Annotated in this window: 20 protein-coding genes; 6 read left to right on the forward strand and 14 right to left on the reverse strand. The window is 66.4% G+C overall.

What is annotated here, in order from left to right:
- Positions 1 to 13 precede the first annotated feature (13 nt).
- Positions 14 to 1,027, reverse strand: a complete 1,014-nt coding sequence (locus C8C96_RS21765) for a porin (RefSeq protein WP_121943622.1) — start codon at positions 1,025 to 1,027, stop codon at positions 14 to 16.
- A gap of 199 nt (positions 1,028 to 1,226) precedes the next feature.
- Between C8C96_RS21765 and C8C96_RS21770 the strand changes: the two genes are divergently transcribed.
- On the forward strand, positions 1,227 to 2,147 hold the full coding sequence (locus C8C96_RS21770; protein ID WP_099729411.1) for a LysR family transcriptional regulator: 921 nt from the start codon (positions 1,227 to 1,229) through the stop codon (positions 2,145 to 2,147).
- Between the two features lie 120 nt (positions 2,148 to 2,267).
- On the opposite strand, the gene urtE is transcribed toward C8C96_RS21770, so the two are convergent.
- The 5 genes from urtE to urtA all read right to left on the reverse strand — a co-directional run bounded on the left by urtE (position 2,268) and on the right by urtA (position 8,064).
- Positions 2,268 to 2,960, reverse strand: a complete 693-nt coding sequence (gene urtE, locus C8C96_RS21775) for an urea ABC transporter ATP-binding subunit UrtE (protein WP_056060636.1) — start codon at positions 2,958 to 2,960, stop codon at positions 2,268 to 2,270.
- A 76-nt stretch (positions 2,961 to 3,036) separates the two neighbouring features.
- Positions 3,037 to 3,912 carry an urea ABC transporter ATP-binding protein UrtD gene (urtD, locus tag C8C96_RS21780; RefSeq protein ID WP_056060633.1) on the reverse strand — a complete coding sequence of 292 codons (876 nt, stop codon included), beginning with the start codon at positions 3,910 to 3,912 and terminating at the stop codon, positions 3,037 to 3,039.
- The gene (urtC, locus tag C8C96_RS21785; RefSeq protein ID WP_056060630.1) at positions 3,909 to 5,048 is read right to left on the reverse strand and encodes an urea ABC transporter permease subunit UrtC; all 1,140 of its coding nucleotides are present in this window, start codon (positions 5,046 to 5,048) and stop codon (positions 3,909 to 3,911) included. The genes urtD and urtC overlap by 4 nt, the downstream gene beginning before the upstream one ends.
- A 20-nt stretch (positions 5,049 to 5,068) precedes the next feature.
- Positions 5,069 to 6,649, reverse strand: coding sequence for an urea ABC transporter permease subunit UrtB (urtB, locus tag C8C96_RS21790; RefSeq protein WP_121943623.1), 1,581 nt, complete (start codon positions 6,647 to 6,649; stop codon positions 5,069 to 5,071).
- Between the two features lie 152 nt (positions 6,650 to 6,801).
- Positions 6,802 to 8,064, reverse strand: coding sequence for an urea ABC transporter substrate-binding protein (gene urtA / locus C8C96_RS21795; RefSeq protein WP_056641426.1), 1,263 nt, complete (start codon positions 8,062 to 8,064; stop codon positions 6,802 to 6,804).
- 415 nt (positions 8,065 to 8,479) lie between these two features.
- Here urtA and C8C96_RS21800 point away from each other — a divergent pair, with 415 nt between their 5' ends.
- Positions 8,480 to 9,664: an MFS transporter gene (locus C8C96_RS21800; RefSeq protein ID WP_108497591.1), complete on the forward strand. Its 1,185-nt coding sequence runs from the start codon at positions 8,480 to 8,482 to the stop codon at positions 9,662 to 9,664.
- Here C8C96_RS21800 and C8C96_RS21805 read toward each other — a convergent pair.
- Both C8C96_RS21805 and C8C96_RS21810 read right to left on the reverse strand, forming a co-directional pair.
- The gene (locus C8C96_RS21805; RefSeq protein ID WP_121943624.1) at positions 9,661 to 9,999 is read right to left on the reverse strand and encodes a darcynin family protein; all 339 of its coding nucleotides are present in this window, start codon (positions 9,997 to 9,999) and stop codon (positions 9,661 to 9,663) included. The genes C8C96_RS21800 and C8C96_RS21805 overlap by 4 nt on opposite strands.
- A 55-nt stretch (positions 10,000 to 10,054) precedes the next feature.
- Positions 10,055 to 10,831 carry an SDR family NAD(P)-dependent oxidoreductase gene (locus tag C8C96_RS21810; protein ID WP_158605780.1) on the reverse strand — a complete coding sequence of 259 codons (777 nt, stop codon included), beginning with the start codon at positions 10,829 to 10,831 and terminating at the stop codon, positions 10,055 to 10,057.
- A gap of 125 nt (positions 10,832 to 10,956) precedes the next feature.
- Between C8C96_RS21810 and C8C96_RS21815 the strand changes: the two genes are divergently transcribed.
- From C8C96_RS21815 to C8C96_RS21825, 3 genes are all read left to right on the forward strand, one after another.
- Entirely contained in the window at positions 10,957 to 11,556 is a 600-nt protein-coding gene (locus C8C96_RS21815) for a Crp/Fnr family transcriptional regulator (RefSeq protein ID WP_121943626.1), read from the forward strand.
- 120 nt (positions 11,557 to 11,676) lie between these two features.
- Positions 11,677 to 13,947 (forward strand): xanthine dehydrogenase family protein molybdopterin-binding subunit, encoded by a 2,271-nt coding sequence (locus C8C96_RS21820; protein ID WP_121944139.1) that lies wholly within the window; start codon positions 11,677 to 11,679, stop codon positions 13,945 to 13,947.
- A 20-nt stretch (positions 13,948 to 13,967) separates the two neighbouring features.
- The gene (locus tag C8C96_RS21825) at positions 13,968 to 14,429 is read left to right on the forward strand and encodes a (2Fe-2S)-binding protein (protein WP_121943627.1); all 462 of its coding nucleotides are present in this window, start codon (positions 13,968 to 13,970) and stop codon (positions 14,427 to 14,429) included.
- Here the strand turns inward: C8C96_RS21825 and C8C96_RS21830 are convergent.
- Positions 14,420 to 15,475, reverse strand: a complete 1,056-nt coding sequence (locus C8C96_RS21830; RefSeq protein WP_225580894.1) for a sensor domain-containing diguanylate cyclase — start codon at positions 15,473 to 15,475, stop codon at positions 14,420 to 14,422. The two genes, C8C96_RS21825 and C8C96_RS21830, sit on opposite strands and share 10 nt — an antisense overlap.
- A 57-nt stretch (positions 15,476 to 15,532) precedes the next feature.
- Positions 15,533 to 16,717 carry a DUF917 family protein gene (locus C8C96_RS21835; RefSeq protein ID WP_121943628.1) on the reverse strand — a complete coding sequence of 395 codons (1,185 nt, stop codon included), beginning with the start codon at positions 16,715 to 16,717 and terminating at the stop codon, positions 15,533 to 15,535.
- A 167-nt stretch (positions 16,718 to 16,884) separates the two neighbouring features.
- Between C8C96_RS21835 and C8C96_RS21840 the strand changes: the two genes are divergently transcribed.
- Positions 16,885 to 17,571 (forward strand): DUF3334 family protein, encoded by a 687-nt coding sequence (locus C8C96_RS21840; RefSeq protein ID WP_056062049.1) that lies wholly within the window; start codon positions 16,885 to 16,887, stop codon positions 17,569 to 17,571.
- A 105-nt stretch (positions 17,572 to 17,676) separates the two neighbouring features.
- Here the strand turns inward: C8C96_RS21840 and mgtA are convergent, their stop codons facing one another.
- The 4 genes from mgtA to C8C96_RS21860 form a co-directional block, all read right to left on the reverse strand.
- The gene (mgtA, locus tag C8C96_RS21845; RefSeq protein ID WP_121943629.1) at positions 17,677 to 20,412 is read right to left on the reverse strand and encodes a magnesium-translocating P-type ATPase; all 2,736 of its coding nucleotides are present in this window, start codon (positions 20,410 to 20,412) and stop codon (positions 17,677 to 17,679) included.
- 284 nt (positions 20,413 to 20,696) lie between these two features.
- The gene (locus C8C96_RS21850) at positions 20,697 to 20,942 is read right to left on the reverse strand and encodes a hypothetical protein (protein ID WP_121943630.1); all 246 of its coding nucleotides are present in this window, start codon (positions 20,940 to 20,942) and stop codon (positions 20,697 to 20,699) included.
- Between the two features lie 398 nt (positions 20,943 to 21,340).
- Entirely contained in the window at positions 21,341 to 22,411 is a 1,071-nt protein-coding gene (locus C8C96_RS21855) for a response regulator (RefSeq protein ID WP_056747346.1), read from the reverse strand.
- Positions 22,411 to 26,049, reverse strand: coding sequence for an ATP-binding protein (locus C8C96_RS21860; RefSeq protein WP_121943631.1), 3,639 nt, complete (start codon positions 26,047 to 26,049; stop codon positions 22,411 to 22,413). The genes C8C96_RS21855 and C8C96_RS21860 overlap by 1 nt, the downstream gene beginning before the upstream one ends.
- Positions 26,050 to 26,313 lie beyond the last annotated feature (264 nt).

Here is a 26,313-nt window from a genome sequence, read left to right on the forward strand (position 1 = left end):
GCGGTGCTTGTTATCAGAAATCATGGCGAACTCCCGCGCCAATGGCGCGCACGGACACATTGCTGCGGCTCGAATCGACGCCGTCGCGGTCGACGAAGGCCTGCAGCTCGGTGCGTTTGGACAGGGCATAGGTATAGGCTACCTGCTGGCGCTTGCGCAGGCCGCGCAGCGACGCCTGCACATCGCGCTGCATCACGTTGACCACGATGGCGTGCTGGCCAGCTGAAAAGCGGGTGCCCACCAGCCAGTAGTCCACATCGGCGCGGGTGGTGGGCGACGTCCTGGCGTAGGTATCGCGGCCCAGCAGCACATAGGGCTCGATCGCGCCGAAGTCGTAGCGCACGCCGGCCTGCCATTTGCTCGAGAACTCGTTGGCCAGCAGTCCACCCGGGCGCGTGTCCTTGCCGTAGCCGATGCCTGCCGACCAGGGCCCGTCGGCATAGTTGAGGCCCAGGTCCAGCGACTTGGCGCCGTTTTCCTGCTCGGGCGTCTTGGCATCGCCGCGCAGGTAGTAGCGTGCCCGCAGGTTGACGCCGCCCCAGGTGGGGCTTTGGTAGCCGATGGCGTTGGACGTGCGGTTGCGCGCGTTCAGGATGGAGGTGCCGATGGCCGTGGCCCCGGCATCGTTGGCGGCGAACGAGGTGATGCGCGTGACTTGCGAGTACAGCGGCGAACCGGTCGGGTTGGCGGAGTCGAGCCGCCCCAGCGCCACCGTGCCCAGGCTGCCGCGCAAGGCGGCATAGCTGTTGCGAAACGCTGGCGTGGTGGCGGCGCCGGAGTCGGCTTCGAGCCCCATCTCCAGGCCGAACAACGCGGCCAGGCCATCGCCCAGGTCTTCTTTGCCGCGAAAGCCCAGGCGGGATGCGTTGTCGCGCTCTTCCGTGACGGAACCGGTGTTGCCGGTCTTGACATTGTTGACGGTGAGCCGCACCTGGCCATAGACCTGCAGGTCCTGTGCGGCAGCGGGCCCAGCAGCCGAAACGGAAAGGCCGCAGGCGGCCAGCGCGAAGGGAAATGAGCGCCTCATGAAATCTTGCTCCTTGAAGGGGTGGTGCCAGGTTGGCTGATGACGCCGCCGATTCTGTGGAGCGAGGTGCTCGGCCACAACGCTATGACGAACGCTGATGACCCTATGCAATAGACGGCGGGTTTGCGCTGGCGTGGCAGCAGTGCAAAGATGCAGGCCGGCTGCCTGCATACCCGAACGTCTGCCCCTTCTCCATCCCATGAACTTCAAGCAACTCGAGGCCTTCCAGGCCATCATGCTCAGCGGCTCCACCACCGGCGCGGCCGAGCGCATGGGGCTGTCGCAGCCCGCCATCAGCCGCTTGCTGGCGCAGCTGGAGGAAGACCTGGCCCTGCGTCTGTTCGTGCGCGAAAAAGGCCGCCTGAGTCCCACGGCCGAAGCCCATGCGCTGCTGCACGATGCCCAGGTGCTGATGGACTCGGCGCAGTGCTTTCGCCGCCATGCCGAACAGTTGCGCCTGGGCGGCTTCAAGCGGCGCCTGCTGAAGGTGGCGGTGCCCAGCACGCTGGCCACCACGCTCATGCCGGTGCTGGCCAAGCGCTTCATGCAGGCCCATCCGGACGTGGTGCTGGAGGTGCTGTCAGGCTCGTACAACGACACGGAGCGCGCGCTGCTGAGCCGCGATGCGGACATCGGTCTCGTGCGCCTGCCCATGGAAATGCAGGGACTGAGCACCCGCGCCAGCCTGGACTCCGAAGCCGTGTGCATCATGCCCCGGGGCCATGCGCTCGAAGGCCTGGCAGAGGTCAGCCCCACCGACCTGATTGACGTCAGCCTGATCCTGCTGGGGCGCCAGCGGCAGATCCGCCACGACATCGACATGGCCTTTCGCCAGCGGCGCGTGCAGCCGCGCGTAGCGCTGGAGGTGCACTCTATCAGCGAGGCCTGCGCCCACGTGGCCCAAGGGCTCGGGGTCTCGATCGTGAACGCCTTGCTGGCGCAGCACTGCCCGTACGAGGCGATCACGTCGCGCCCGTTCAGGCCCCGCATCGCCTACCAGCTGGGCATCGCCACGGTGAACAACGCACCGGCTTCGCCGCTGCATGACACCTTCACGCGACTGCTGGTGGAGGCGATGGAAGCACCTTCCCCCGCCGTGGCATTGCCTTCAGCTCCCTGAAACTGGCGCGCCACTCGCCAGTGCACCCCTGGAACTGGCTTCGCCAGGCCACCGGGTGCATCCCCCTCCCACGCAGCAAGAGAGGGGGAAGGCGCCGCAGGCGACTCAGGGGGTGCGGTCTTAAATCGCCACGAGGTTGCGAATGCCCTTGGCTTCCATCTCGCTACCTGGCCCGCGGGCGATGACCTCGCCGCGCTCCATCACCAGGTACTCATCGGCCAGTTCCTGCGCAAAGTCGTAGTACTGCTCGCACAGCAGGATGGCCATTTCTCCCTGGTCGGCCAGCATGCGGATCACGCGGCCGATGTCCTTGATGATGCTGGGCTGGATGCCCTCGGTGGGCTCGTCCAGGATGAGCAAACGCGGGCCGGGGGCCAGCGCGCGGGCAATGGCCAGCTGCTGTTGTTGCCCGCCCGACAGGTCACCGCCCCGGCGTTTGAGCATCTGCTTGAGCACGGGGAACAGCTCGTACAGGTGTGCAGGCACCGGCGTCGATCCGCTTTTGTAGGCCAGGCCCATGCGCAGGTTTTCTTCCACGGTCAGGCGGCCGAAGATTTCGCGGCCTTGCGGCACAAAGCCGATGCCTGCGCGCGCCCGGTCGTAGGGCGTGGCTTTGTCGATGGGTTTGCCGTCGAAGCTGATGCTGCCGCTCTTGATGGGCACCAGCCCCATGAGGCTTTTGAGCAGCGTCGTCTTGCCCACGCCGTTGCGGCCGAGCAGCACGGTGACCTTGCCCGGGGTGGCGGTGAGGCTCACGTCACGCAGGATGTGGGAGCCGCCGTAGTACTGGTTGATGTTCTGGACGGTGAGCATGGTGACTTGGGGTGTTTTGGGCCGCTAGCGGTAGTTCAATATGCGCCGGCAGCTATATTTTTGATAGTGAATACTTTCACCGGCCGAGGTACACCTCGATCACGCGCTCGTCGGCCTGCACCTGGTCGAGCGTGCCTTCGGCCAGCACCGAGCCATCGCACAGCACCGTCACCTTCTCTGAGATGGTGCGGATGAAGCCCATGTCGTGCTCCACCACCATGAGCGAATGTTTGCCCTTGAGCGTGAGGAACAGCTCCGCAGTGCGGGCAGTCTCTTCATCGGTCATGCCGGCCACGGGTTCGTCCAGCAGCAGCAGCTTGGGGTCCTGCATCAGCAGCATGCCAATCTCCAGCCACTGCTTTTGCCCGTGGCTGAGGTTGCCCGACTGGCGCGTTACGCTGTCGGCCAGGTGAATGGTGTGCAGGATCTCGGCCAGGCGGTCCGACTGTGCGGAGTCGAGCTTGAAGAACATGCTGGACTTCACGCCCTTGTGGGTCTTGAGCGCCAGCTCCAGGTTCTCGAACACGCTGAGCTGCTCGAACACCGTGGGCTTCTGGAACTTGCGGCCGATACCCAGGCTCGCAATCTCGGGCTCGTTGTGACGCAGCAGGTCGATGGTGGAACCAAAGAACACCGTGCCTTTGTCGGGCCGGGTTTTGCCGGTGATGATGTCCATCATCGTCGTCTTGCCCGCACCATTGGGGCCGATGATGCAGCGCAGCTCGCCCGGGGCGATGTCCAGGCTCAGGCCGTTGATGGCCTTGAAGCCGTCAAAGCTCACATGTACGTCTTCCAGGTACAGGATGCGGCCGTGGGTCACGTCCACTTCGCCCGGCGTGGCAATGCGCGAGAAGCCTGCAGCGCGGCCACCCGACTCGGTCTGGCCCAGTGCGACGGGCGCCAGCGTCTTCTGCAGCCGCCGCGCGCCTTCTTCCATCAGATCGGGCGTCATTGCGCGGCTCCCTTCGTTGTTGTCATTTTTGCCTTGAGCTTCTTGACCAGCCCCACCACACCGTCGGGCAGGAACAGCGTGACCGCAATGAACAGCGCGCCCAGAAAGTACAGCCAGAACTCCGGCGCCGTCACCGTGAGCCAGCTCTTGGCACCGTTGACGATGAACGCGCCCACGATGGGTCCGATGAGTGTGGCGCGCCCACCCACGGCCGCCCATACGGCGATCTCGATGGAGTTGGCGGCGCTCATCTCGCCGGGGTTGATGATGCCGACCTGGGGCACATACAACGCCCCCGCCACGCCGCACATCATGGCGCTGATGGTCCAGATGGTGAGCTTGTAGGGCAGAGGCGAATAGCCCGAGAACATGACGCGGCTCTCGGCATCGCGCACCGCCTGCAGCACGCGGCCAAACTTGCTGCGCACCAGCCAGCGGGCCAGCAGGAAGAAGCCCAGCAGCGACAACCCCGTCAGCACGAACAGCGTCATGCGCATGTTCTGCGTGGCAATGGGCGTGCCCAGGATGCGCTTGAAGTCGGTAAAGCCGTTGTTGCCGCCAAAGCCGGTTTCGTTGCGGAAGAACAGCAGCATGGCCGCATACGTCATGGCCTGGGTGATGATGGAGAAGTACACACCCTTGATGCGCGAGCGGAAGGCGAAGTAGCCGAACACAAACGCGATCACGCCCGGCACGGCCACGATGAGGATCAGCGTGGCGATGAAGCTGTCGGACAGCGCCCAGTGCCAGGGCAGCTCCTTCCAGTCCAGGAACACCATGAAGTCCGGCAGGTCGCTCTTGTAGTTGCCGTCGCGGCCGATCTGGCGCATGAGGTACATGCCCATCACGTAGCCGCCCAGCGCAAAGAACAGGCCGTGGCCCAGGCTCAGGATGCCGGTGTAGCCCCAGATCAGGTCCATGGCCAGCGCACAGATGGCGTAGCACATGATCTTGCCGAGCAGCGCCACGGCGTAGTCCGACAGGTGGAACATGCTGCCTGCGGGCACCCACAGGTTGAGCACGGGGGCCACGGCGCACACCACGATGAGCGCCACGATAAAGGCCGACCAGCCGCCGCGCGTGAGCAGCGGCGCCGGTGCGGGCAGTTGGATGTTGGGAGAGGTTGGCGTAGTCATGATCAGTCGTCTCTGGTGCTTCAGTCGGCCGTACGCCCTTTGACCGCGAAGATGCCCTGGGGCCGCTTCTGGATGAAGATGATGATGAACACCAGCACCGCAATCTTGGCCAGCACCGCGCCCGCCCAGCCTTCGAGGAACTTGTTCAGGATGCCCAGGCCCAGCGCGGCATACACCGTGCCCGCCAGCTGGCCCACGCCGCCCAGCACCACCACCATGAAGGCATCGACGATGTAGCTCTGCCCCAGGTCCGGCCCCACGTTGCCCACCTGGCTCAGCGCGCAACCGGCCAGGCCGGCGATGCCCGAGCCCAGCGCAAACGCCATGGTGTCAATGCGGGCCGTGTTCACGCCCATGCACGAGGCAATGGGGCGGTTCTGCGTCACACCACGCACGAACAGGCCCAGGCGCGTGCGGCCGATCAGGTAGCCCATGCCCAGCAGCACGGCGATGGCAAAGCCGATGATGACGAGGCGGTTGTAGGGCAGCGTGAGGTTGGAGAGCACCTGCACGCCACCGCTCATCCACGCGGGGTTTTCCACACCCACGTTCTGCGCGCCAAAAATCGTGCGCACCAGTTGCATCAGCACCAGGCTGATGCCCCAGGTGGCCAGCAGCGTCTCCAGGGGGCGGCCGTACAGAAAGCGCAGCACGCCGCGCTCCAGCACCGCGCCCACGGCGGCCGAGGCGCCAAAGGCCAGGGGCAGCGCAGCGACCAGGTACCAGTCGAACGCACCCGGAAAATACTTCTGGAAGATGCCCTGCACCACATAGGTGGCGTAGGCGCCGATCATCATCAGCTCGCCGTGGGCCATGTTGATCACGCCCATCAGGCCGTAGGTGATGGCCAGGCCCAAGGCGACGAGCAGCAGGATGGAGCCCAGGCTGATGCCCGAGAACGCGGCGCCCAGGCGCTCGCCCCAGGCGAGCTGGCCTTCCATGGCGCGCAGTGCGGCCTGCAATGCGGCCTTGACCTTGGCGTCTTCTTCGATGGTGACGCGTTCGTTGAGCAGCAGCCGCGTATCAGGTGTGGCGCTGAGCGACAGTGCCTGGGCGGCCGCGATGCGTTGTGCGGGGTCGTCGCTGCCCAGCAGCGTGGCGGCACGTGCCAGCTCCAGCTGGGTCTTGATCTTGTCGTTGGTCTCCTGCGCCAGTGCCTTGTCGAGCAGGGGCAGACGGCCTGCATCCGGTTCCTTGGTCAGTGCCTTGGCGGCGGCCATGCGCTGGGTTTCGTCCTTGCCAAACAGCGCCAGGCCCGCCAGGGCCGTGTCGATCTCGCCGCGCATGCGGTTGTTGTTGATGATGTCTTCGGCATCGGCGGGCACAGGGACCTCGGCGCCAGTGACAGGGTCGATGCCCTTGTCATCGCGCACGATCAGCGCCTTGCCGTCGGCCACCTTCACCGCGTCGTCGGCCAGCGCCTGCAAGAAGGCAGCGGTGCGTTCGCTGGGCTCCACCACGGCCTGCTGCACGGCGGCCACACGGTCGTCGGTGTCACCAGCGGCCATGGCCAGGGCCTGCTCGGCGGTGAGTGCTTGTGCCTGCGCAGTTGCGTAGAGCAAGAGGCAGACAATGAGGCGAGATACGAAAGAGAAATTCATGGGGGGCCAGTCGGTCAATATGCAAAGGCCCATGCAGAGGGCAGGGCCTAGACCAGGGCCCCCGCGCAAGGGCCGCCCCGCCGCGCTGGGGGCGTCCCCCTCCCACGCGCAGCGTGAGAGAGGGGGAAGCGGCGTAGCCGCTCAGGGGGAGATCACTTCTTCTCGGGTTCGTCTTTTTTCTTGTCGTTGCCTTCGATGTAAGGAGACCATGGCTTGGCCTTCACGGGGCCGGGGGTCTTCCACACCACGTTGAACTGGCCGTCGGCCTTGATCTCGCCGATGAACACGCTCTTGTGCAGGTGGTGGTTCTTCTCGTCCATCTTGGAAACGATGCCCGACGGTGCCTTGAAGGTCTGGCCGGCCATGGCGGCAATCACTTTGTCCACATCGGTGCTCTTGGCCTTTTCAACCGCTTGCTTCCACATGTTGATGCCGATGTAGGTGGCTTCCATCGGGTCGTTGGTGAGCGGCTTGTCCTTGTGGCCGGCAATGCCCTTGGCCTTGGCGTAGTCGCTCCACTTCTTGATGAACTCGGTGTTGGCCGGGCTCTTGATGGACTGGAAGTAGTTCCAGGCGGCCAGGTGCCCCACCAGCGGCTTGGTGTCCACACCGCGCAGCTCTTCCTCGCCCACCGAGAAGGCGACCACGGGCACGTCCTTGGCCTTCAGGCCCGCGTTGCCCAGTTCCTTGTAGAAGGGCACGTTGGAGTCACCGTTGATGGTGGAGACCACGGCCGTCTTGCCGCCCTGGCTGAACTTCTTGATGTCGGCCACGATGGTCTGGTAGTCGGAGTGGCCGAAGGGGGTGTACTTCTCGTCGATGTCGCTGTCCTTCACGCCCTTGGACTTGAGGTAGGCGCGCAGGATCTTGTTGGTGGTGCGGGGGTACACATAGTCGGTGCCCAGCAGCACCCAGCGCTTGGCGCTGCCGCCGTCCTTGCTCATCAGGTAGTCCACTGCGGGGATGGCCTGCTGGTTGGGCGCGGCGCCGGTGTAGAACACGTTCTTGGACAGCTCTTCACCTTCGTACTGCACGGGGTAGAACAGCAGGCCGTTCATTTCTTCCACGACCGGCAACACCGACTTGCGCGACACCGAGGTCCAGCAGCCGAAGATGACCGAGACCTTGTCCTGGCCCAGCAGCTGCTTGGTCTTTTCGGCGAACAGGGGCCAGTTGGAGGCCGGGTCTACCACCACGGGTTCGAGCTTCTTGCCCAGCACGCCGCCCTTGGCATTGATCTCGTCGATCGCCATGAGCACGGTGTCTTTCAGCACGGTCTCAGAGATGGCCATGGTGCCCGACAGGCTGTGCAGGATGCCGACCTTGATCGTGTCCTGGGCGTGGGCTGGCAGCGCAGACAGGCCAGCGAGCGTAGCGACGGCCGCGAGGGCCTTGAGGGAATAACGACGTTGCATGTGTGCTTCTCCGGTGGTGGTTTCAATCAGGAAATCAATCAAACCGCTTCGCCCGGTGGGCCCCGGTGTGGAGCCCCTGTGGATCGGGCGATGGAATGGATTCTGGAGAGCGGGGCCGGTTGGCGAAATACGCCGGGTGGCGTACACGCCCCGCTGCGAGCCCGCATCACAAGGGGGCCGTTGCGAGGCGACTCACCACCCCCGATGCACGCCACAGGCGCACAAGGGCAAGGATGGCATTCACTATGAAAACAATAGCTGCTACGGCATATATCACTAGCGCTACCAGCCCATTTCATGCAAAAACCTTGGCCTGCAAAGGTTGTGGGGCCTCCGTAGAATCCAAGGGTTTTCCCTAGTCTTGCGCGCCTGACCCCATCGGCCCTGGTGCTGCCCTTTTGTCCCTCTGCGCTCCATGAACCTCCCCCTGCTGGCCCTGGCCATTGCCGCTTTTGGCATTGGCACCACCGAATTCGTGATCCTGGGGCTGCTGCCCGAAGTGGCAGGTGACCTGTCCGTCTCCATCCCCGCCGCCGGCATGCTGGTGTCGGCCTACGCACTGGGCGTGGCTGTGGGTGGACCGCTGCTGGCGGTGGCCACCGCGCGCTGGCCGCGCAAGACCACGCTGACCTGGCTGATGGTGCTGTTCATCGTGGGCAATGTGGGTTGCGCGCTGGCCCCCAGCTATGCGTGGCTGATGGTGGCGCGCGTGGTCACCTCGTTCTGCCACGCCGCGTTTTTTGGCATTGGCGCCGTAGTGGCCGCCAGCGTGGTGGAGCCCCACAAGCGCGCCCAGGCCATGGCGCTGATGTTCACCGGGCTCACGCTCGCCAACGTGCTGGGCGTGCCGCTGGGCACGCTGCTGGGCCAGCACCTGGGCTGGCGCTCCACCTTCTGGGCGGTGGTGGTGATTGGGGTGCTGGCCGTGGCCGCTGTGGTGCGCTGGGTGCCACACCTGCGCCACCAGATCAGCGGCAGCGCGCTGGGCGAGTTCCGCGTGCTGCGCATTCGCCAGGTGTGGCTGGCGCTGGCGGTGAGCGTGCTCGCATCCACCAGCATGTTCACGCTGTTCACCTACATCACGCCCATCCTGCGCGACGTGACCGGTGTCTCGCCCCAGAACGTGAGCGGCGTGCTGCTGCTGTGCGGCGTGGGCCTGACCATTGGCAACCTGCTGGGCGGCCGCCTGGCGGACTGGAAGCTGCTGCCCTCGCTGATGGGCATCTTTGCCGTGCTGGCGGGGGTGCTGGCAGCGTTTTCGTTCACCAGCGTGTGGCTGTGGCCTGCCGTCATCACCGTGGTGGTGTGGGGCATGGTGTCGTTCGCGGCGGGCACGCCGCTGCAGGCGCGGGTGGTGTCGCAGGCGGGCGACGCGCCCAGCCTGGCGTCCACGCTCAACATCGGCGCATTCAACCTCGGCAATGCCATTGGTGCCTGGCTGGGGGGCGCGGTCATCACGGCCGGGTGGTCGCTGCAGACCATTCCGCTGGTGGCGGCCGCCGTCACGCTGAGTGCGCTGGCGCTCACGGCCTACATTGCCTGGCTGGACCGGCAGCCCACGCACAAGGCTCCGGCGCTGGCCGACTGCAAGGCAGCCTAAGCCGTTTCGGCGCGCTCGAACGCCACATAGCCGTCTTCGATGGCAGGCAGGATCTGCAGCACCTCGAAATACGGCACGGTGAGCAGGGGGGAATCGCGCAGCCGCTCCATGAAGTCGTAGTGCTTGAGCGGGTCATCGGTTTCCACCAGCATCAGGTCGCTGCAGGGCGCTGCGAAGGCCTCGGCATCGAAGTGGCGCAGGCGCAGGGCTCCCTGGTAGCGGGGCAGCAGGTCATGCAGGTGCGCCTCACCCAACTCACGCCTTTGCTCACGGGGCGAACGCAGCCACTCGGGCAGTGCACGCAGGTGGATGAAGAAGGCATAACGGGTGGCCATGGGGGTGATCTCCAGGGGTCGATGAGAAAACAGGTGTTGAGCCAGCAGGCTTGGATCAAGCAGTGCGCAGCAGGCGGGCCAGCAGCCCGGGTGCCCAGCGCTGCAAGTGCCAGGCCGCGCGCGCCTTGCCGATGCGGATGTCGGTGTGCCCCGCCATCAGGCCGCGGACCAGTGCCTGTGCAGCGACATCGGGAGGGATCTTGCCGCGCCCTCGGCCCCGGGTCATGGGCGTGTCCACCAGGGGGATCACGGCGTGAACCACCCGCACTGGGCTGCCTTGCATCTGCACCCGCAGCGCCTGGGTGAACAGGTCCAGCCCGGCCTTGGTGGCGCTGTAAACCGCTGCCGTGCGCTTGGGGCAAGAGCCCAGCACCGACCCGACATTGACCACCCATGCGCGCTGCTGGGCCTGCAAATGGGGCAGCAACGCACGCGTCAGCGCCATCGGCGCCAGCAGGTTGATCTCGACCTCCGCGCGCATGTCCTGAGCCCTGTAGCCGGCATCGTCCACCCGCAGGTCGTGCTGGATGCCTGCGTTGTTCACCAGCGCGCCAATATCGGGATAGCGCAGCAGCCACTGCGCCGCCAGGCCGTCGATCTCTTCGATGCGGGACAGGTCGGCCACCCAGGGCTCGATCAGTCCATGGGCATCTGTCAGCGCCTGCAGCGGCTCGGCCTGCCGTGCCACGGCCAGTACGGGCACGCCGCACCGTGCCAGCTCCAGGGCCAGCGCCCGGCCAATGCCCGAGCTCGCGCCGGTGACGATGGTGCGTGGCAACGGGCCTGCGGGCGCGGCCTGGCGTGCGGTGGTGGGGGTGCGAGCGTGTGACATGGGCCGCACTCTAGGCATGGCACCGTCCGTCGTCATCAACCCAGGTTAATTGGCGAACGAAGGAGGCTCTCACCCCCAGGCGCGGCGGAAACTTCGCCACACTGCCACGCGGCATACTGCGCGCCATGGCCCCCATCCCGCACCCCGCCTTCTGGTCGCTCCTCACACAGGCGGCGGGCACGCAGGCCCTGCCCGACTGGGCCACGGCAGAGCGCGCCATCACCAAGCACGCAGTACAGGCAGGCGGCACGGTCTTTCTGCAGGGGGTGCAGCACCCGTATGTTTACGCTGTTCAAGCAGGCTTGTTCAAGCTGAGCTACCTGCAGGATGACGGCACGGAATGGATCAAGTCGTTTGCCGAAGAAGGACGCTTTTTTGCCAGCGTGTCCGCCCTGCAGCCGGGCGGCCGCACGGCCTTCATGGTGACGGCCATCGAGCCCGCCACCCTGGAGCGCATCGACCACGGCGTGCTGCTCGCGCTGGCCGAACGCCACCTGCCCTGGGCAAAGGCGCTGTACCAGCTGACCCTGGTGTACGCCGCGCGCAAGGAGGCGCGTGAGCGCGAATTGCTCACCCTCACCCCCGAGGGCCGCTACCGTGCCTTCCTGGCATCACACCCCAACCTGGCGCTGCGCATCCCGCAAAAAGACCTGGCCCGCCACCTGGGATTGACGCCCGTCGGGCTCAACCGCATTGCCATGCGCGTGCGGCGCAGCGTCACATAGCCGACATTCGCCGGCAGCGCAGCGCTGCGCAGTGGCGCTAGGATGGCCCCCTGCACTTGCCACCCGGTGATTGCCACCGAAGGCGCCGGCGTGCACTTTCTCAACCGCTCAGGACAACCCATGGTGAAACGACGCACAGTGCTTCTCGGTGGCGCCGCAACAGCCGGCGCGCTGGTCATCGGCTGGGGCGTGGTGCCCCCGCGCCAGCGGCTGCACACCGCGCAGCCCCTGCCCCAGGGCACGGGCCAGGTGGCGCTGAATGGCTGGCTCAAGGTAGCAGCCGACAACACGGTGACGGTGATGATGGCCAAGTCCGAAATGGGCCAGGGCGCGCACACCGGACTGGCCGCCATCCTGGCGGAAGAGCTGGACGCCGACTGGGCCCAGGTGCGGCTGGAGATGGCGCCCATCGACGACATCTACAACAACCTGGCCACGGTGGTGGACGGCCTGCCGTTCCACCCCGACAACGACGGCTCCATCAAGGCCGTGGCGGGCTGGCTGACCGCCAAGACCATGCGCGAAGTGGGCGTGATGATGACGGGCGGCTCCAGCAGCATCAAGGACCTGTGGCGCCCCATGCGCGAGGCCGGTGCCCACGCCCGCGCCATGCTCATCAACGCAGCGGCGGTGCAATGGAAGGTGCAGGCCGCCGAATGCAAGGCCAACGCCGGCGTGGTGGAACATGCGGCAGGCCAGCGCGCCACGTTTGGCGAGCTGGCAGCACTGGCGGCGCAGCAGCCGCCACCGGGCAAGGTGCCCCTCAAGGCGCCTGCTGAATTCAAGCTGATCGGCAAGCCGCTCACCCGCATCGAGGCGCCCTCCAAGCTCGACGGCAGTGCGGTGTTTGGCATCGATGCCCACCCGCCCGGCCTGCTGCACGCCAGCGTGGTGATGTGCCCCACGCGGGGCGGCAAGGTGGCCCAGTTCGATGGCGCAGCCGCGCAAAAAATGCCCGGGGTGAAGCAGGTGCTGGCCGTAGCGCCTTACCACGGCGGCACTGGCGGCGTGGCCGTGATTGCCGACACGCCCTGGCACGCCAAAAAGGCCGCCGCCGCAGTCACCGTGCAGTGGGACCACGGCCCCGCCGCCACGCTGTCGAGCGCCGCTGTCATGACGCAGCTGACCCAGGCGCTGGACCAGGCCCAGGGCTTTGGCTACCACAGCGTGGGCGATGTGGACCAGGCCCTGCAAGGCGCTGCAACCACCCTCACTGCCGACTACCGCGCGCCTTACCTGGCCCACGCCACCCTGGAGCCCATCAACTGCACCGTGCAGTTCAAGGATGGCGCGGCCAGCGTGTGGACATCCACCCAGGTACCGGGCCTGGCGCGCATGGCCACCGCCAAGGCCCTGGGCATCGACGACACCAAGGTGACCGTGCACCAGCTGCTGCTGGGCGGTGGCTTTGGCCGGCGGCTGGAGGTGGACTATGTGGCCCAGGCCGCCGCCATTGCCAAGGCCGCAGGCGGCGCGCCGGTGCAGACACTGTGGTCCCGCGAGCAGGACCTGCAGCACGACTTCTACCGCCCCGCCTGCGTGGCTCGGTTCAAGGCCGGGCTGGACGCACAGGGCCAGCTGGCGGCCTGGCACAACGTGTCGGCCGGTCAGGCCATCGTGCCGCAGGTGCTGGCCCGCACCTTTGGCCTGCCGGGCGCCGGGCCGGACAAGACTGCGTCCGAAGGCGCGTTCGACCAGCCCTACGAGTGGCCCCACGCACGCATTGCCCACGAGATCATCGACCTGCCGCTGCCCGTGGGCTTCTGGCGCTCGGTGGGGCATTCGCACCAGGCGTTCTTCAAAGAGAGTTTTGTGGACGAAGCGGCCCATGCCGCCAAGAAGGACCCGGTGGCCTTCCGCGCCGCGCTGCTGCAAAAACACCCGCGCCACCTGAAGGTGCTGCAAAAGGCGGCCGAGCTGGCGGGCTGGGGCCAGCCCTTGCCGCCCGATGCGTCGGGCGTGCAACGGGCGCGCGGCGTGGCGCTGCACCAGTCGTTCGGCTCCATCGTCGCGCAGGTGGCCGAGGTGTCGGTGGGTGCCGACAAGGCCATCCGGGTGCACCGCGTGGTGTGCGTGCTCGACTGCGGCGCGGCCATCAACCCCAACCTCATTGCCCAGCAGATGGAAAGCGCCGTGGTCTATGGCCTCACGGCGGCGCTGTGGGGCGAAGTGACGATCAAAGACGGCCAGGTGCAGCAGAGCAACCTGCACGACTACCCCCTGCTGCGCATGGCCGACTGCCCCCGCGTGGAGACCCACATCATCGCCAGCGCCGAGCCCCCCGAGGGCGTGGGCGAGCCCGGCGTGCCGCCCATTGCACCCGCCGTGGCCAATGCCTTGTTTGCCCTCACCGGCCAGCGCCTGCGCGCGCTGCCGCTCAAGCTCAGCTGACCCGCCGCACCGGAGCCCCCATGACCACGACCCTGAACCTCAACGGCCAACCCGTCGCTGTCAACGCCGAACCCGACACGCCCCTGCTGTGGGTGCTGCGCGGCGAGCTGCAGATGAACGGCACCAAGTTTGGCTGCGGCATGGCGCTGTGCGGCGCCTGCACGGTGCACCTGAACGGCGAGCCGGTGCGCGCCTGCATCACGCCCCTGTCGGCCGTGGGCAGCGCCCAGGTCACCACCATCGAGGGCCTGCAGGGCCCCGAAGCCTCTGCACTGCGCACCGCATGGACCGCGGTGGATGTGGCGCAGTGCGGCTACTGCCAGAGCGGGCAGCTGATGTCGGCCTGTGCCCTGCTGAAGAAAACGCCGCAGCCTACCGATGCCGACATCGACGCCGCCATGTCGGGCAATGCCTGCCGCTGCGGCACCTACCCGCGCATCCGGGCGGCGATCCACCAGGCCGCGCGCGGGCCTCAGGGCTGAGAGATCCCCCCTCCCAGGTCGAGCGAAACCTGCTCGACCACGCCCCCTTTTTCGGGCGGCATGTCGGCGCAGTACACGGCATTGCGCCCTGTGCCCTTGGCTTGGTAGAGGGCCTGGTCGGCACGGTTCACCAGCTCTTCAAAATTCATCCCCGAGCCCTTGTACAGGGTGGCTACGCCAATGCTCACGGTGACGGCCACCTCCTGCCCTTCGTCGCCCACGCACACCAGCAAGGACTCGACCTCGCGGCGCAGCGACTCTGCCACTTGCAACGCGCTCGCGCTGTCGGTCTCGGGCAGCACGATGACAAACTCCTCGCCCCCAAACCGCGCGACGATGTCCACACCGCTGCGCTTGTGCCCGGCACACACCTGGGCCACTGCGCAGATCACGCGGTCGCCCGCCAGGTGGCCGTACAGGTCGTTGACGGTCTTGAACAAATCGATGTCTGCCACCAGCACGGACATCGGGTGCCCAAAACGCTCCGTGCGCTTGTATTCCTTGGCGCCCAGCTCCATCAGCGTGCGGCGGTTGGACAGGCCCGTGAGCGAGTCGTTGGCGGCCAGCCGCTCCAGCGTGGCGTTGAGCTGCTGCAGCAGGCGGTTCTGCTCGGTGAGCTGCTGGTTGATCTGGGCGATCTCGGTCTCGCGGCACTTGCGGTCGTGGATGTTGAACGTGACGCCGATCAAGCGCTTGCCGGGCGTCTCGCTGTGGCCGTCCATGATGCGGCCATAGTTGGCAAACCAGATCCACTCGCCACTCTTGGAGCGCAGCCGGAACTCACACCGGTACTGCGGCGTGACGCCCGTCAGGTGGTCGGCCACGGCCTTGCGCACGGTGTCGATGTCGTCGGGGTGGAACAGGCCGTAGATATCCTGCACGCCCGAGACGATTTCATCCTCGGAGAACCCCAGCTCTTCAAACGTCTTGGTCGCCTTGCGCGTGACGTTGCCGGTGATGAGGTCGTTCTCCCACAGGTCGAGCCCGGCGGCCTCCAAGGCCAGCTCCAGCCGCTCCTTGTTCAGGTCCGCCTCACCCATGGCCATGACCACCTTTTTTCACAGCGTTCCGTTTCTCTCGTGCGTCGGTGCGGGCTTCAAGGTTCAGCCGGGCGGCATGCCACCCGCATAACCGATATTGCGCAGCAGCGCGGCAAACGATGCCACGACGCCGGGGGTGTTGTAGAGCTGGGGTGCAGTCTGCACCGCAATCACGCTCACCTGGTTGCCGGTGCTGCGGCCCGTTGTGGCATCGAAATACTGGGCCAGGTCGTCGCTCGCGTTCGAGAAACCGCGCCCCGTGCTCTCGGAGTAGTAGCAGATCGAGTCGGGCGCAATGATGTCGGGGGTGGTGCTGGCCGCCGAATACATGATCAGGTTCTCGTTGAGGTTGTAGAGGTAATGTGTCTCGGTGCTCTGGGCCGGGTCGGGTGCATTGTCCAGCCGGATGATGCCCGAGTCCAGCGACGCGCTGGACGTGGACTGGCTGACCGAGGTGATGAAAAAGTTGGTGACCACGGCGCGCGCGGCACGGCCGGTGAGGTTCTGGATGCCCGCCGCCACGGCCTGGGTGCTCAGCGGCGTGACCGCCTGCAAGAGCTGCAGGCCCAGCTGGCGTGCCTGCTCCAGCGTGCCCGGAATGTAGCTGCCCTCCAACGCGAACTGGTTGCCCGCGTTGGAGGGCCACATCGCAATGCCCGAGTACCCGCCAAAACCTCCCACCACACCGCCCGCCAGCGACTCGATGCCCGACGCTGTGCCAGAGCCCAGCACCGCGTACTCCGCCGCCACGAGCGTGGACGCATCGCTGGCCAGCACGGCGGGACTGGGCGCTGGCCCGGAAGGGGCAGTGAAGGTGGTCTGGGGCAGCTCAGGCACGGCACGGCCTGCGCCATCGCCGTTCACCACCCAGATGCTGCCGCCCGACATGGCCGCGCCAATCAGCGGCACCAGCGAATTGATGGGCCCGATCTCCACCGGGATGAAGGCGCCTGGCTGCATGCCGGTGTACGCCTGCATCACGGCCACGGTGTTGCTGATGGAGTTCTGCACCGCCGTGAGGGTGAGGTTGTCGGCCGCGTCGGGCGAACCCATGATGGCCAGCACACAGGCATTGGTGGCGCCGTCGTAGTCCTGCACCTGCACCGTGCCCGTGTAGCCTTGGTCTGCCAGCTGCTGCACGATGGCGCAGGCGTCTTGGTAACTGCCACCACCGCCGCTGGCCAGCACGGCCGCCCCGGTGGCGATCGCCTGGAAATCGGTCAGGCCATAGAAATAGACATTGCCCATCGGGCCCCCCTCTCTTATTTGGATGAAAAGCACGATATCCGAGCCCCGTCGAAAGTCAATGACCGGGATACCACGGGGGGATCGGCACCACGGCAGGGCCTGCACTCTGGTTTACGGCGGCATCATCGCCTATGCTGTGCACCAAGTTGTTTTCCGCTACCCCCACCATGAGCACCCCCGAAAAATCCCCCGTTTACGGCACCGAAGACCTTTTGATCAGCCTGTGCAACTCCGTCACCCGCGTGCTAGGCGTGGCTACACACAGCCAGATCCACTACTCCGGCATGGTGCAGCGCATCAGCAAGACCTGCCTGAAACCCGACATTGGCTGCTTTGTGCTGTTTGACGGCGGCTTCTCGGGGCTGGTGATCATCAATTTCTCAGGCCAGGCGGCGATGGAGCTGTACGCCAACTACCTGCTGAACATGGGCATGTCCAAGGACGACCTGGTCAGTTCGTACACCTCCGACGAGGTCAGCAACGTGATGGGCGAGCTGATGAACCAGGTGGTGGGCGACTTCACCGGCAAGGTGCGCCGCGAGCTGCAGACCCACATCACGCAAAACCAGCCCAAGATGCTGGTGCTGAACAAGCAGGTGCAGCTGTCGGTGGACGCCAACCTCGACAAGCCCGAGGCCCGGCGCGTGACCTTCTACACCAGCAACAACAACATCTTCTACCTGGAACTCGCCATCGACCGCACCGAGTTCATCAAGCTCTACGACTTTGAAGCCCAGGAAGCTCCCGACCCGGACGCGCTGATGGCCCAGTCGCAAGAAGCACCGCCCGTGCCCGCCCCACCGCCAGCCGGCCAGGACGACACGGATGCGCTGCTCAAGTCGCTGGGGATGTAGAAACACTACAAAAAAGATAGCTGCCAGCGCATGATTTACTAGCGCTTGCAGCCATTTTCTCTTCAAAACACGGGGCAGACGCTCCACCAGCACCTGCCCCGGCATTCACTGCCAGCCGTAGCGCCGCACGTACCAGCGCTTCATCACGGTCGTCAGCAGCACGTAGCCCGCCAGAATCCCCACCAGCCACGGAAAGTAAGCCAGCGGCAGCGCCTGCAGCTTGAAGTGCCCGGCCAGCGGCCCCATGGGGATAAAGATGCCCACCGCCATGATGAGCACCGTGGCCGCAAGCAGCGGCACCGAGGCCACGCTTTGCACAAAGGGCAGTTTGGGCGTGCGGATCATGTGCACGATCAGCGTCTGCGTGAGCAGCCCCACCACGAACCAGCCCGACTGGAACAGCGTCTGCGCCCCGACGTTGTTGGCACCAAACACGTGCCACATGACGGCGAAGGTGGTGATGTCGAACACCGAGCTGATGGGCCCGAAGAACACCATGAAGCGGCCGATGTCGCCCGGGTTCCACTTCAGCGGGTTGCGGATGAGCTCCTCGTCCACGTTGTCGAACGGGATGGCGATCTGCGACAGGTCGTACAGCAGGTTCTGCACCAAGAGGTGCAGCGGCAGCATGGGCAAAAAAGGCAGGAACGCACTGGCCACCAGCACCGAGAACACGTTGCCGAAGTTGGAGCTGGCCGTCATGCGGATGTACTTGAGCATGTTGCTGAAGGTCTTGCGGCCCTCCATCACGCCCTCTTCCAGCACCATCAGGCTTTTCTCCAGCAAGATGATGTCGGCCGCCTCCTTGGCAATGTCCACCGCGCTGTCCACGCTGATGCCGATGTCGGCCGCACGCAGCGCGGGGGCGTCGTTGATGCCGTCGCCCATGAAGCCCACCACATGGCCGCCCGCGCGCAGCGCGCGCACCAGCCGCTCCTTGTGCAGTGGCGAGAGCTTGGCAAACACGTTGTGGGTGTCGGCTGCGCGCGCCAGGGTGGCGTCGTCCATAGCGTCCACGTCCTTGCCCAGCAACACGCCCTGCACCGCCAGGCCCACCTCGCGGCAGACCTTGAGCGTCACCAGCTCGTTGTCGCCGGTCAGCACCTTCACGGCCACACCGTGCGCAGCCAGCGCCTTCAGCGCGGGGGCAGTGGATTCCTTCGGTGGGTCCAGAAACGCCACGTAGCCGATCAGCGTGAGGCCCGATTCATCGGCCACGCTGTACACCGTCTGGTGGGGCGGCGTCTCCTTCATGGCCACGGCGACCACGCGCAGGCCTTCGTTGTTCAGGCCGCGCGTCACCTCCAGCACCCGTGCGCGCAGGGTGGCGTCCAGCGGCAGGTCTTGCGCGCCGGTGTCCTCCACCACGCGCACCTGGGTGCACACGTCCAGCATCTCCTCCACTGCGCCCTTGCAGATCAGCTCGTGGTGGTCGTTGCGCTCGCTGACGATGACCGACATGCGCCGGCGCACAAAGTCGAAAGGCACCTCATCGACCTTGCGGTAGTCCTGCGCCAGGCGCAGGTCGGTCTGCAGCTCTACATGCTCCAGCACGGCGTGGTCCAGCAGGTTCTTCAGGCCGCTCTGGTAATGGCTGTTGAGGTAGGCAAAGGCCAGCACCTCGTCGCTGTTGTGGCCAAACACGTCGGTGTGGCGCTCCAGAAAGATCTTGTCCTGTGTGAGCGTGCCGGTCTTGTCGGTGCACAGCACGTCCATGGCGCCAAAGTTCTGGATCGCGTCCAGCCGCTTGACCACCACCTTCTTGCGCGACAGCAGCACGGCGCCCTTGGCCAGGGTGCTGGTCACGATCATGGGCAGCATCTCGGGCGTGAGGCCCACGGCCACCGACAGCGCAAACAGAAACGCCTCCAGCCAGTCGCCCTTGGTAAAGCCGTTGACCACCAGCACGATGGGCACCATGACCAGCGCAAAGCGGATCAGCAGCCAGCTCACGCTGTTGACGCCTGCCTGGAACGCGGTGGGCGTGCGGTCGGTGGCCGTGACGCGCGTGGCCAGCGTGCCAAAGTAGGTGTGGTTGCCCGTGGCCACCACCAGCGCCGTGGCCGAGCCGGAGACCACGTTGGTGCCCATGAACAGCAGGTTGGTGGCGTCCAGCGCACTGGTGCCGGGCTGGCTGCGCTCGGCAAATTTTTCGACCGGCAGCGATTCGCCCGTCATGGCCGACTGGCTCACGAACAGGTCCTTGGCCGTGAGCACGCGGCAGTCCGACGGGATCATGTCGCCCGCCGACAGCACGATGTGGTCGCCCGGCACCAGCTGGTGGATGGGCAGCTCGCGCGGCGTGGCTGCACTTGCGGAGCCCTCCGCGCCGGTGCGGCGCAGCACCGTGGCGGTGTTGCTGACCAGCGACTTGAGGCGCTCGGCCGCGCGGTTGGAGCGGCCCTCCTGCACAAACCGCAGCAGCGTGGAGAGCACCACCATGGCCAGAATCACGACGGTGGCCTCGTGGTCTTCGGTGAGGTACGAGATCAGTGCCAGCACTGTGAGCAGCACGTTGAACGGGTTCTTGTAGCAGTGCCACAGGTGCAGCCAGGCGGGCAGCGGCTTTTCGTGCTCCACCTCGTTGGGCCCGTGCTGGGCCAAGGCGGCGGCGGCCTGGGCGTCACTCAGACCCGCAGGGTCGGACTGCAGGCGCTCGATCAGTGGGAGCAGGTCATCGCTGGCGGCGCGCTGCAGCTCGCGGCTGAGCAGGTCGGGCGAGGTGGCGGGGGTGGGCGCACGGCCCAGGGTCAGCGTGTCCAGGATCAGCCGCCGCGCAAAGTGGCGCGTCACATGGCGGGTGTGCAGAAAGCGGTCGAACAGGTGGTGCAGGAAGCTCATGGCGGTCTCCCTAGCAGCAATCGCTGACGGCGTTGCGCGTCACGGGCAGTGGTGCCGTGTGCGCAGAAATGTGGATGAAACGGAACATGGTGAGTCACTCCTTCTGGCCAGCACCGGCCAGAGGCGTGAGGCTCACGCCGTCACGCGAGCCATCGCCCCGGGCCCTGGGCCTGGTATGCAAAGTTCAATGGGGATGTGGTGTGGGGCGGCGCTTCGGAGCGCCTGCGCGGGTCTGGGTCCATGGGGCCTCCTGGGTAGTGGTTGCAATACCGGCGTGGGCCGGCTTAAAGCGGCCGCGCCCGGCGGCGCAATGCCCGCGCAGGCGGCTGGCCATGCAGGTAGCAGCGAATGCGGTGCGTGGGCCACAACGTGGTGCCGTCAAGTTCGGCCACGGCTTGCAGGCTGTCAGCGGCCCCATGGGCAGGGCCCTGCGCGCCTGAAGGCAGCGATGCAGCATGCTCGGCGCGTTCAGCGCCAGGCGCCACCGCACGCTGGAAAAGGCTGGGCAGATCCACAACAAAAAAACGCATGGCCGTTGTCCTTGGCAGGCAGGGCGTAGCACGCAGACGCAGATGGGTGCCAGGGGGCACCGTCACAGCAGGCGGGCCATGCCCCAGCCAAAGGGGCGCGGCCCGTGCAGACGGCGCAGATGCAGCAAAGCGGCAAGACGGTAAAGCCACCCGCACCGCCATGGCCGACGGGGGCGCACGGGGTACAACAGGGGCTGGGAGAGACGGAGCCGGAGCTTGCACAAGGCAATCCACGGCCCGGGAGCGGGCGTCAGGAGGCCTGGCAGGCAGCAGCCGTCACGGCTTGCTGGGGTTCACTGCAACAACTGGCATTTTCCACGCTGGGGCTCCGGAAATGAAGGTGCGCGATTATTGCGCTGCAACATGACGAGGTCAATGCGTTTTTTTGGTCCCGACGGTCACCCTTCAAACTGGGGATGCAACTGCCGGATGCGGTTCATGGCCATGGCCGCTGCTGCAGTGCGTGTTTCCACCCCCAGCTTGGCAAACACACGCTCCAGGTGCTTCTTGACGGTGGCAGGGCTGGCGCCCAGGATGTCGCCGATGTCGCGGTTGATCTTTCCCTTGACCACCCAGTACAGCACCTCGGCCTCGCGCGCGGTGAGCTTGAAGGACAGGCTCATGGACTCGATGATCTTGGCATCCGACACCTCGCGCATCACGATGAGCCAGTCGCCGCCGCCGGCGCTGTCGCCCGCCTGCTGGTGCAGGCGGAAGGTCAGCCTGCGGGCGCCCTGCTCCACCGCAAGGCGCGGGGGCTCGGCCAGCGAAGCGGCCAGCAGCTCGGCCGCGTTGTCGGCCAGCACATGGCGACGCAGCCAGGCCTGCACCGGCTCAGGCGCCCATTGGCCGAAGGCGGTGGGCGCGCCGTCCGGGCCCACTTCGCCAAAGTAGCTTTGCAGCAGCTCGCGCGCCAGCGGGGTCTGCCACACGATGCGGCCGTCCACCGCACGCACGGTGATGCTGGCGTAGCCAAACGCATCGAGCGCGTTGCGCGCCTCGCGGGCCTGACGCGCGTCCTGCCGGGCCTTGCGGGCAGAGCCCAGGTGCACCCCCATGCGCGCCATCACCTCGCGCGGCTTGATGGGCTTGGTCACATAGTCCACGCCGCCCGCCTCCAGCGCGGCCACCAGGTGTTCGGTCTCGGTCAGGCCGGTCATGAAGATGATGGGAATGTGTGCCGTGGCGGGCGATGCTTTCAAGCGCCGGGCCACTTCAAAGCCGTCCATGCCGGGCATCATCGCGTCCAGCAACACGATGTCGGGCAGGGCCTGCGCGGCGCGCTGCAAGGCGGCCTCGCCATGCGTGGCCACCAGCACGGTGTAGCCCGACTCATCCAGCGCGTCGTGCAAGACGGCCAGGTTGTCCGGCACGTCGTCCACGATCAGCACCACATCGCTGTCGGTGCGGTCCAGCGCGGCACCCGGCGCGGCAGGAGCCTGGAAGGGAGGTGGGTTGGCGGTGGTCATCACGAGGGTGCCTGTTCCAGGATCTGGCCCATGGCGTCGAACTGGAACTGCTTGGCCAGCTGCCGCATGGTGCCCACAAAAGCGCTGTGCGCGGGCTGGCTGCGTTCAATGTCGTCCAGGGTGTTGAGAATGCCCCGGTAATAGCCCAAAGACACTGCCTGCGCCAAAGCCGCCAGCGCAGTGGTATCGGGGTACGTGAGGGGTGCGGGCGCCGCGGAGGCCGCCGTGGGCGCTGGCCCCGTGGGGGCCTCGGCAGCCTCGTCGTATTGCCATTGCAGGCCCAGGCGGCGCTCCAGCCAGTCCAGCAGCTCGCTGTGGCGCACAGGTTTGACGATGAAGTCTTCGGGCCGGATGTCCACGTCGTTGTCGAGCGCCTTGTCGAAGGCATTGGCGGAAACGATGGCACATTGCACGTCCGGCAACCGCATCTGCCGCACACGTCGCAAAGTCTCCCAGCCGTCGATGCCCGGCATGGCCAGGTCCATGAAGATGGCGTGCGGCCGGTAGCCGGTGGCCAGCAGGTCCAGCGCATCGTGGCCGCTGGCTGCCTGGCGCAGCTCAAAGCCCAGGGGTTCCAGCAGTTGCAGCAGCAGTTCGCGGTCGGGCTCCTCGTTGTCCACCACCAGGATGCGGCGGCGCTCGCCTGCATACCCCCTGCGGGCGCGCTGGGCTTGCACCGCCACGGGCGCCGCCGCCTTGCCCAGCACATCCCCATGCACCTCGGGCAGGAACAGCTTGACGTGGAACACCGAGCCTACGCCCGGCGTGCTGCTCACCGTCAGCTCGCCGCCCATGAGTGCGGTGAGCATCTTGGCAATGGTCAGGCCCAGGCCTGCGCCCGGCGCGGCCGTGGTGCTGCCGCCGCCCGAGCCGCCGCGTGCAAAGGGCTCGAAGATGCGCTCGATCTCCTCGGCCGTGAGGCCCGGCCCCGTGTCCTGCACCTCGATGCGTGCCATCTCGCGCGCATGGCGCACGCGCAGCGTGACAGTGCCGTGCGCCGTGAACTTGACGGCGTTGCCCAGCAGGTTGATGAGGATCTGGCGCAGCCGCTTGTCATCGGCACGCACCACTTCCGGAATCACGCCTTGCACATCGAAAGTGAACGCCAGGCCCTTGGCGGCAGCTTGCAGTTCGAACAGGCTGGCCATCTCGTGCAGCCCGTCCGCAAAGCGCATGGGCGCCACGTCGAGCGTGAGCTTGCCCGACTCGATGCGCGCGATGTCGAGCGTGCCTTCGATGAGCGACAACAAATGCTCGCCGCCGCGCCGGATCACATGCACCGCCTGCTTGCGGTGCGGGGGCACGCCCGCGTCTTCGCCCATGAGCTGCGCGTAGCCCAGGATGGAGTTGAGCGGCGTTCGGATCTCGTGGCTGATGGCGCTGATGTAGCGGCTCTTGGCCTGGTTGGCCTGGTCGGCCGCGCGCTGAGCCGCTTCGGCCACCTGGCGCGCCTGCTCGGCCACGCTGCGCGCGGTCTGCAGCGCCTCGTCGGTCTGGCGGTGCAGCTCGATCTCGCGCACCAAGAGGCCGGTTTGGCGATTGGATTCCTCCTGCGCCACCTGGCGGCTCTTGTGCGCCAGCACCAGCCACCAGGCCACGATGCCCGAGATGACGAGAAGCGCCAAGTAAGCCTTGAGCAGGCCCGAGCGCAGCGCCACTTCGGGTGCCGCCATCACCTCGGTGTCCGTGGCCGCCTGGGCGATGGTGTTGAGCTCCTGGTGGTACAGCAGGCCCATCACCGAGGCCAGCAGCGGCGCAATCACCAGCATCAGCAGCAAAAAGTGCCCCAGGCCCGTGTCCAGGTAGCGCCACATGGCGCGCGGCAGCACCCAGCGCAGGGCGGCCGACCACTGCACCGCCATGCTCGCGTGTGGCTTGCACAGGTCGCCGCAGCGCGCATCCAGCGTGCAGCACAGCGAGCAGATGGCGCCCCGGTACGCGGGGCACTGCGCCATGTCGGGCGCTTCGTACTCGCGCTCGCAGATCACGCAGCGCTGCACGGTGGTGCGCCGGTAGCTGCCCACCTCTGTGCCCAGCCCCCCCTCTGCATTGCGGCGCAGCGGGCCATGCAGGGGCACCGCCACCACGTCGGCCAGCGCAGCGGGCTCCGACTGGCGCGCAATGTAATAGCGCCCCCCGGTGGCCCAGGCAATAAGCGGCGCAGTGACAAAGGCCACCGCCATCGCGATCACGGCCGAGAACGCCTGCGGCAGCGGGCCGAACAGCCCCAGGTGCGCGCTGATGGACAGGATGGACGCCAGCGCCATCGCCCCCACGCCCACCGGGTTGATGTCGTACAGATGCGCGCGCTTGAACTCGATGCCCTTGGGCGACAGGCCCAGCGGCTTGTTGATGACGAGGTCGGCCACCACGGACATGATCCAGGCGATGGCGATGTTGGAGTACAGCCCCAGCACCTCGCCCATGGCGCGGAACACGTTCATCTCCATCAGCATGAAGGCAATCAGTGTGTTGAACACCACCCACACCACGCGCCCCGGGTGGCTGTGCGTGAGGCGCGAGAAGAAGTTGGACCACGCCAGCGAGCCCGCGTAGGCGTTGGTCACGTTGATCTTGAGCTGCGAGACCACCACAAACAAGGCCGTGGCCGCCACCGCCCAGCCGTAGTTGGGGAACACATATTCATAGGCGGCCAGGTACATCTGGTTCGGGTCCACCGCCCGGTCGGCGGGGACCATGTGGGTGAGCGCCAGATAGGCGAGCAGCGCGCCGCCCAGCATCTTGAGCACCCCCAGCACCACCCAGCCCGGCCCGCCCACCAGCACGCCCAGCCACCAGCGCCCGCGCGTGGCAGGCGTGCGGGCGGGCATGAAGCGCAGGTAGTCAGCCTGCTCCCCCATCTGGGTGATGAGTGCAATGCCCACGGTGAGCGCTGCACCAAACAAGGGCAGCTGGAACGTGGCGCCGCGCATCGATTCACCACCGTAGTGCACAACCCCGGAAACCGCACCAGGATCGCGCACCAGCACATAGGCAAACGGCACCACCAGCATCACCAGCCACAGCGGCTGCGTCCACACCTGCAGGCGGCTGATGGCCGACACACCGTGGGTGACCAGCGGAATCACCACAATGGCGCAGATGAGGTAGCCCCAGGTGGGCGGGATGTCGAGTGCCAGCTCCAGCGCATAGGCCATCACGGCCGCCTCCAGCGCGAAGAAGATGAAGGTGAAGCTGGCGTAGATCAGCGAGGTGAGCGTGGAGCCGATGTAGCCAAAGCCCGCGCCGCGCGTGAGCAGGTCCATGTCCACCCCATAGCGCGCCGCATACACGCTGATGGGCAGCCCCGCCAGGAAGATGATGAGCCCCGTGGCCACGATGGCCCAGAAGGCATTGATGAAGCCGTACTGCACCAGCAGCGTGGCGCCCACGGCTTCGAGGATCAGGAACGAGGCCGCGCCAAACGCCGTGTTGGCCACCCGCCATTCGGACCATTTGCGAAAGCGCTGGGGCGTGTAGCGCAGCGCGTAGTCCTCCATGGTCTCGGTGGCCACCCAGCTGTTGTAGTCGCGCCGGACCTTCACGACCTGCTGCGGCGCCTGCGCGTCGGCATCCCGCCCCAAGGCTGCTGCCGAGGCCGCGTCGGGCGGTGCAAGGGGGGCGGTGGACAGGGGCATGGGCAAAGGGCGGCGGCAGCCTTTGCAAGTGCAGTTTCCATGCCACGATTCGCCTTCACGTCCAGCGCACCTTCGCCCTCTGGAGTATGGCGGGCACGGGGCTTGCTGCCTATGATGAATCCGTTGCCCTCAGGACCGCCCGGTCAGGACAACCTGCCACACGAGCCCATCCAGCCTTGAATTGAGTAGAACGACATGGAACTGACCCCTCGCGTTCGACCGCCTCGGCGGTCGCGCGAGCCATTTACCCAAGCATTGAGTGCA

Source organism: Acidovorax sp. 100, assembly GCF_003688355.1.
Classification (GTDB): domain Bacteria; phylum Pseudomonadota; class Gammaproteobacteria; order Burkholderiales; family Burkholderiaceae_C; genus Acidovorax; species Acidovorax delafieldii.

Bases quoted from the DNA above. Each gene is read 5' to 3' on its own strand.
- C8C96_RS21850 (WP_121943630.1), bottom strand. From the start codon at position 20,942: ATGCGTTTTTTTGTTGTGGATCTGCCCAGCCTTTTCCAGCGTGCGGTG.
- C8C96_RS21765 (WP_121943622.1), bottom strand. From the start codon at position 1,027: ATGAGGCGCTCATTTCCCTTCGCGCTGGCCGCCTGCGGCCTTTCCGTT.
- urtA (WP_056641426.1), bottom strand. From the start codon at position 8,064: ATGCAACGTCGTTATTCCCTCAAGGCCCTCGCGGCCGTCGCTACGCTC.
- C8C96_RS21825 (WP_121943627.1), top strand. From the start codon at position 13,968: ATGACCACGACCCTGAACCTCAACGGCCAACCCGTCGCTGTCAACGCC.
- urtD (WP_056060633.1), bottom strand. From the start codon at position 3,912: ATGACGCCCGATCTGATGGAAGAAGGCGCGCGGCGGCTGCAGAAGACG.
- C8C96_RS21820 (WP_121944139.1), top strand. From the start codon at position 11,677: ATGGTGAAACGACGCACAGTGCTTCTCGGTGGCGCCGCAACAGCCGGC.
- C8C96_RS21830 (WP_225580894.1), bottom strand. From the start codon at position 15,475: ATGGCCATGGGTGAGGCGGACCTGAACAAGGAGCGGCTGGAGCTGGCC.
- C8C96_RS21835 (WP_121943628.1), bottom strand. From the start codon at position 16,717: ATGGGCAATGTCTATTTCTATGGCCTGACCGATTTCCAGGCGATCGCC.
- mgtA (WP_121943629.1), bottom strand. From the start codon at position 20,412: ATGAGCTTCCTGCACCACCTGTTCGACCGCTTTCTGCACACCCGCCAT.
- C8C96_RS21805 (WP_121943624.1), bottom strand. From the start codon at position 9,999: ATGGCCACCCGTTATGCCTTCTTCATCCACCTGCGTGCACTGCCCGAG.
- C8C96_RS21855 (WP_056747346.1), bottom strand. From the start codon at position 22,411: ATGACCACCGCCAACCCACCTCCCTTCCAGGCTCCTGCCGCGCCGGGT.
- urtB (WP_121943623.1), bottom strand. From the start codon at position 6,649: ATGAATTTCTCTTTCGTATCTCGCCTCATTGTCTGCCTCTTGCTCTAC.
- urtE (WP_056060636.1), bottom strand. From the start codon at position 2,960: ATGCTCACCGTCCAGAACATCAACCAGTACTACGGCGGCTCCCACATC.
- C8C96_RS21800 (WP_108497591.1), top strand. From the start codon at position 8,480: ATGAACCTCCCCCTGCTGGCCCTGGCCATTGCCGCTTTTGGCATTGGC.
- C8C96_RS21860 (WP_121943631.1), bottom strand. From the start codon at position 26,049: ATGCCCCTGTCCACCGCCCCCCTTGCACCGCCCGACGCGGCCTCGGCA.
- C8C96_RS21840 (WP_056062049.1), top strand. From the start codon at position 16,885: ATGAGCACCCCCGAAAAATCCCCCGTTTACGGCACCGAAGACCTTTTG.
- C8C96_RS21815 (WP_121943626.1), top strand. From the start codon at position 10,957: ATGGCCCCCATCCCGCACCCCGCCTTCTGGTCGCTCCTCACACAGGCG.
- urtC (WP_056060630.1), bottom strand. From the start codon at position 5,048: ATGACTACGCCAACCTCTCCCAACATCCAACTGCCCGCACCGGCGCCG.
- C8C96_RS21810 (WP_158605780.1), bottom strand. From the start codon at position 10,831: ATGTCACACGCTCGCACCCCCACCACCGCACGCCAGGCCGCGCCCGCA.
- C8C96_RS21770 (WP_099729411.1), top strand. From the start codon at position 1,227: ATGAACTTCAAGCAACTCGAGGCCTTCCAGGCCATCATGCTCAGCGGC.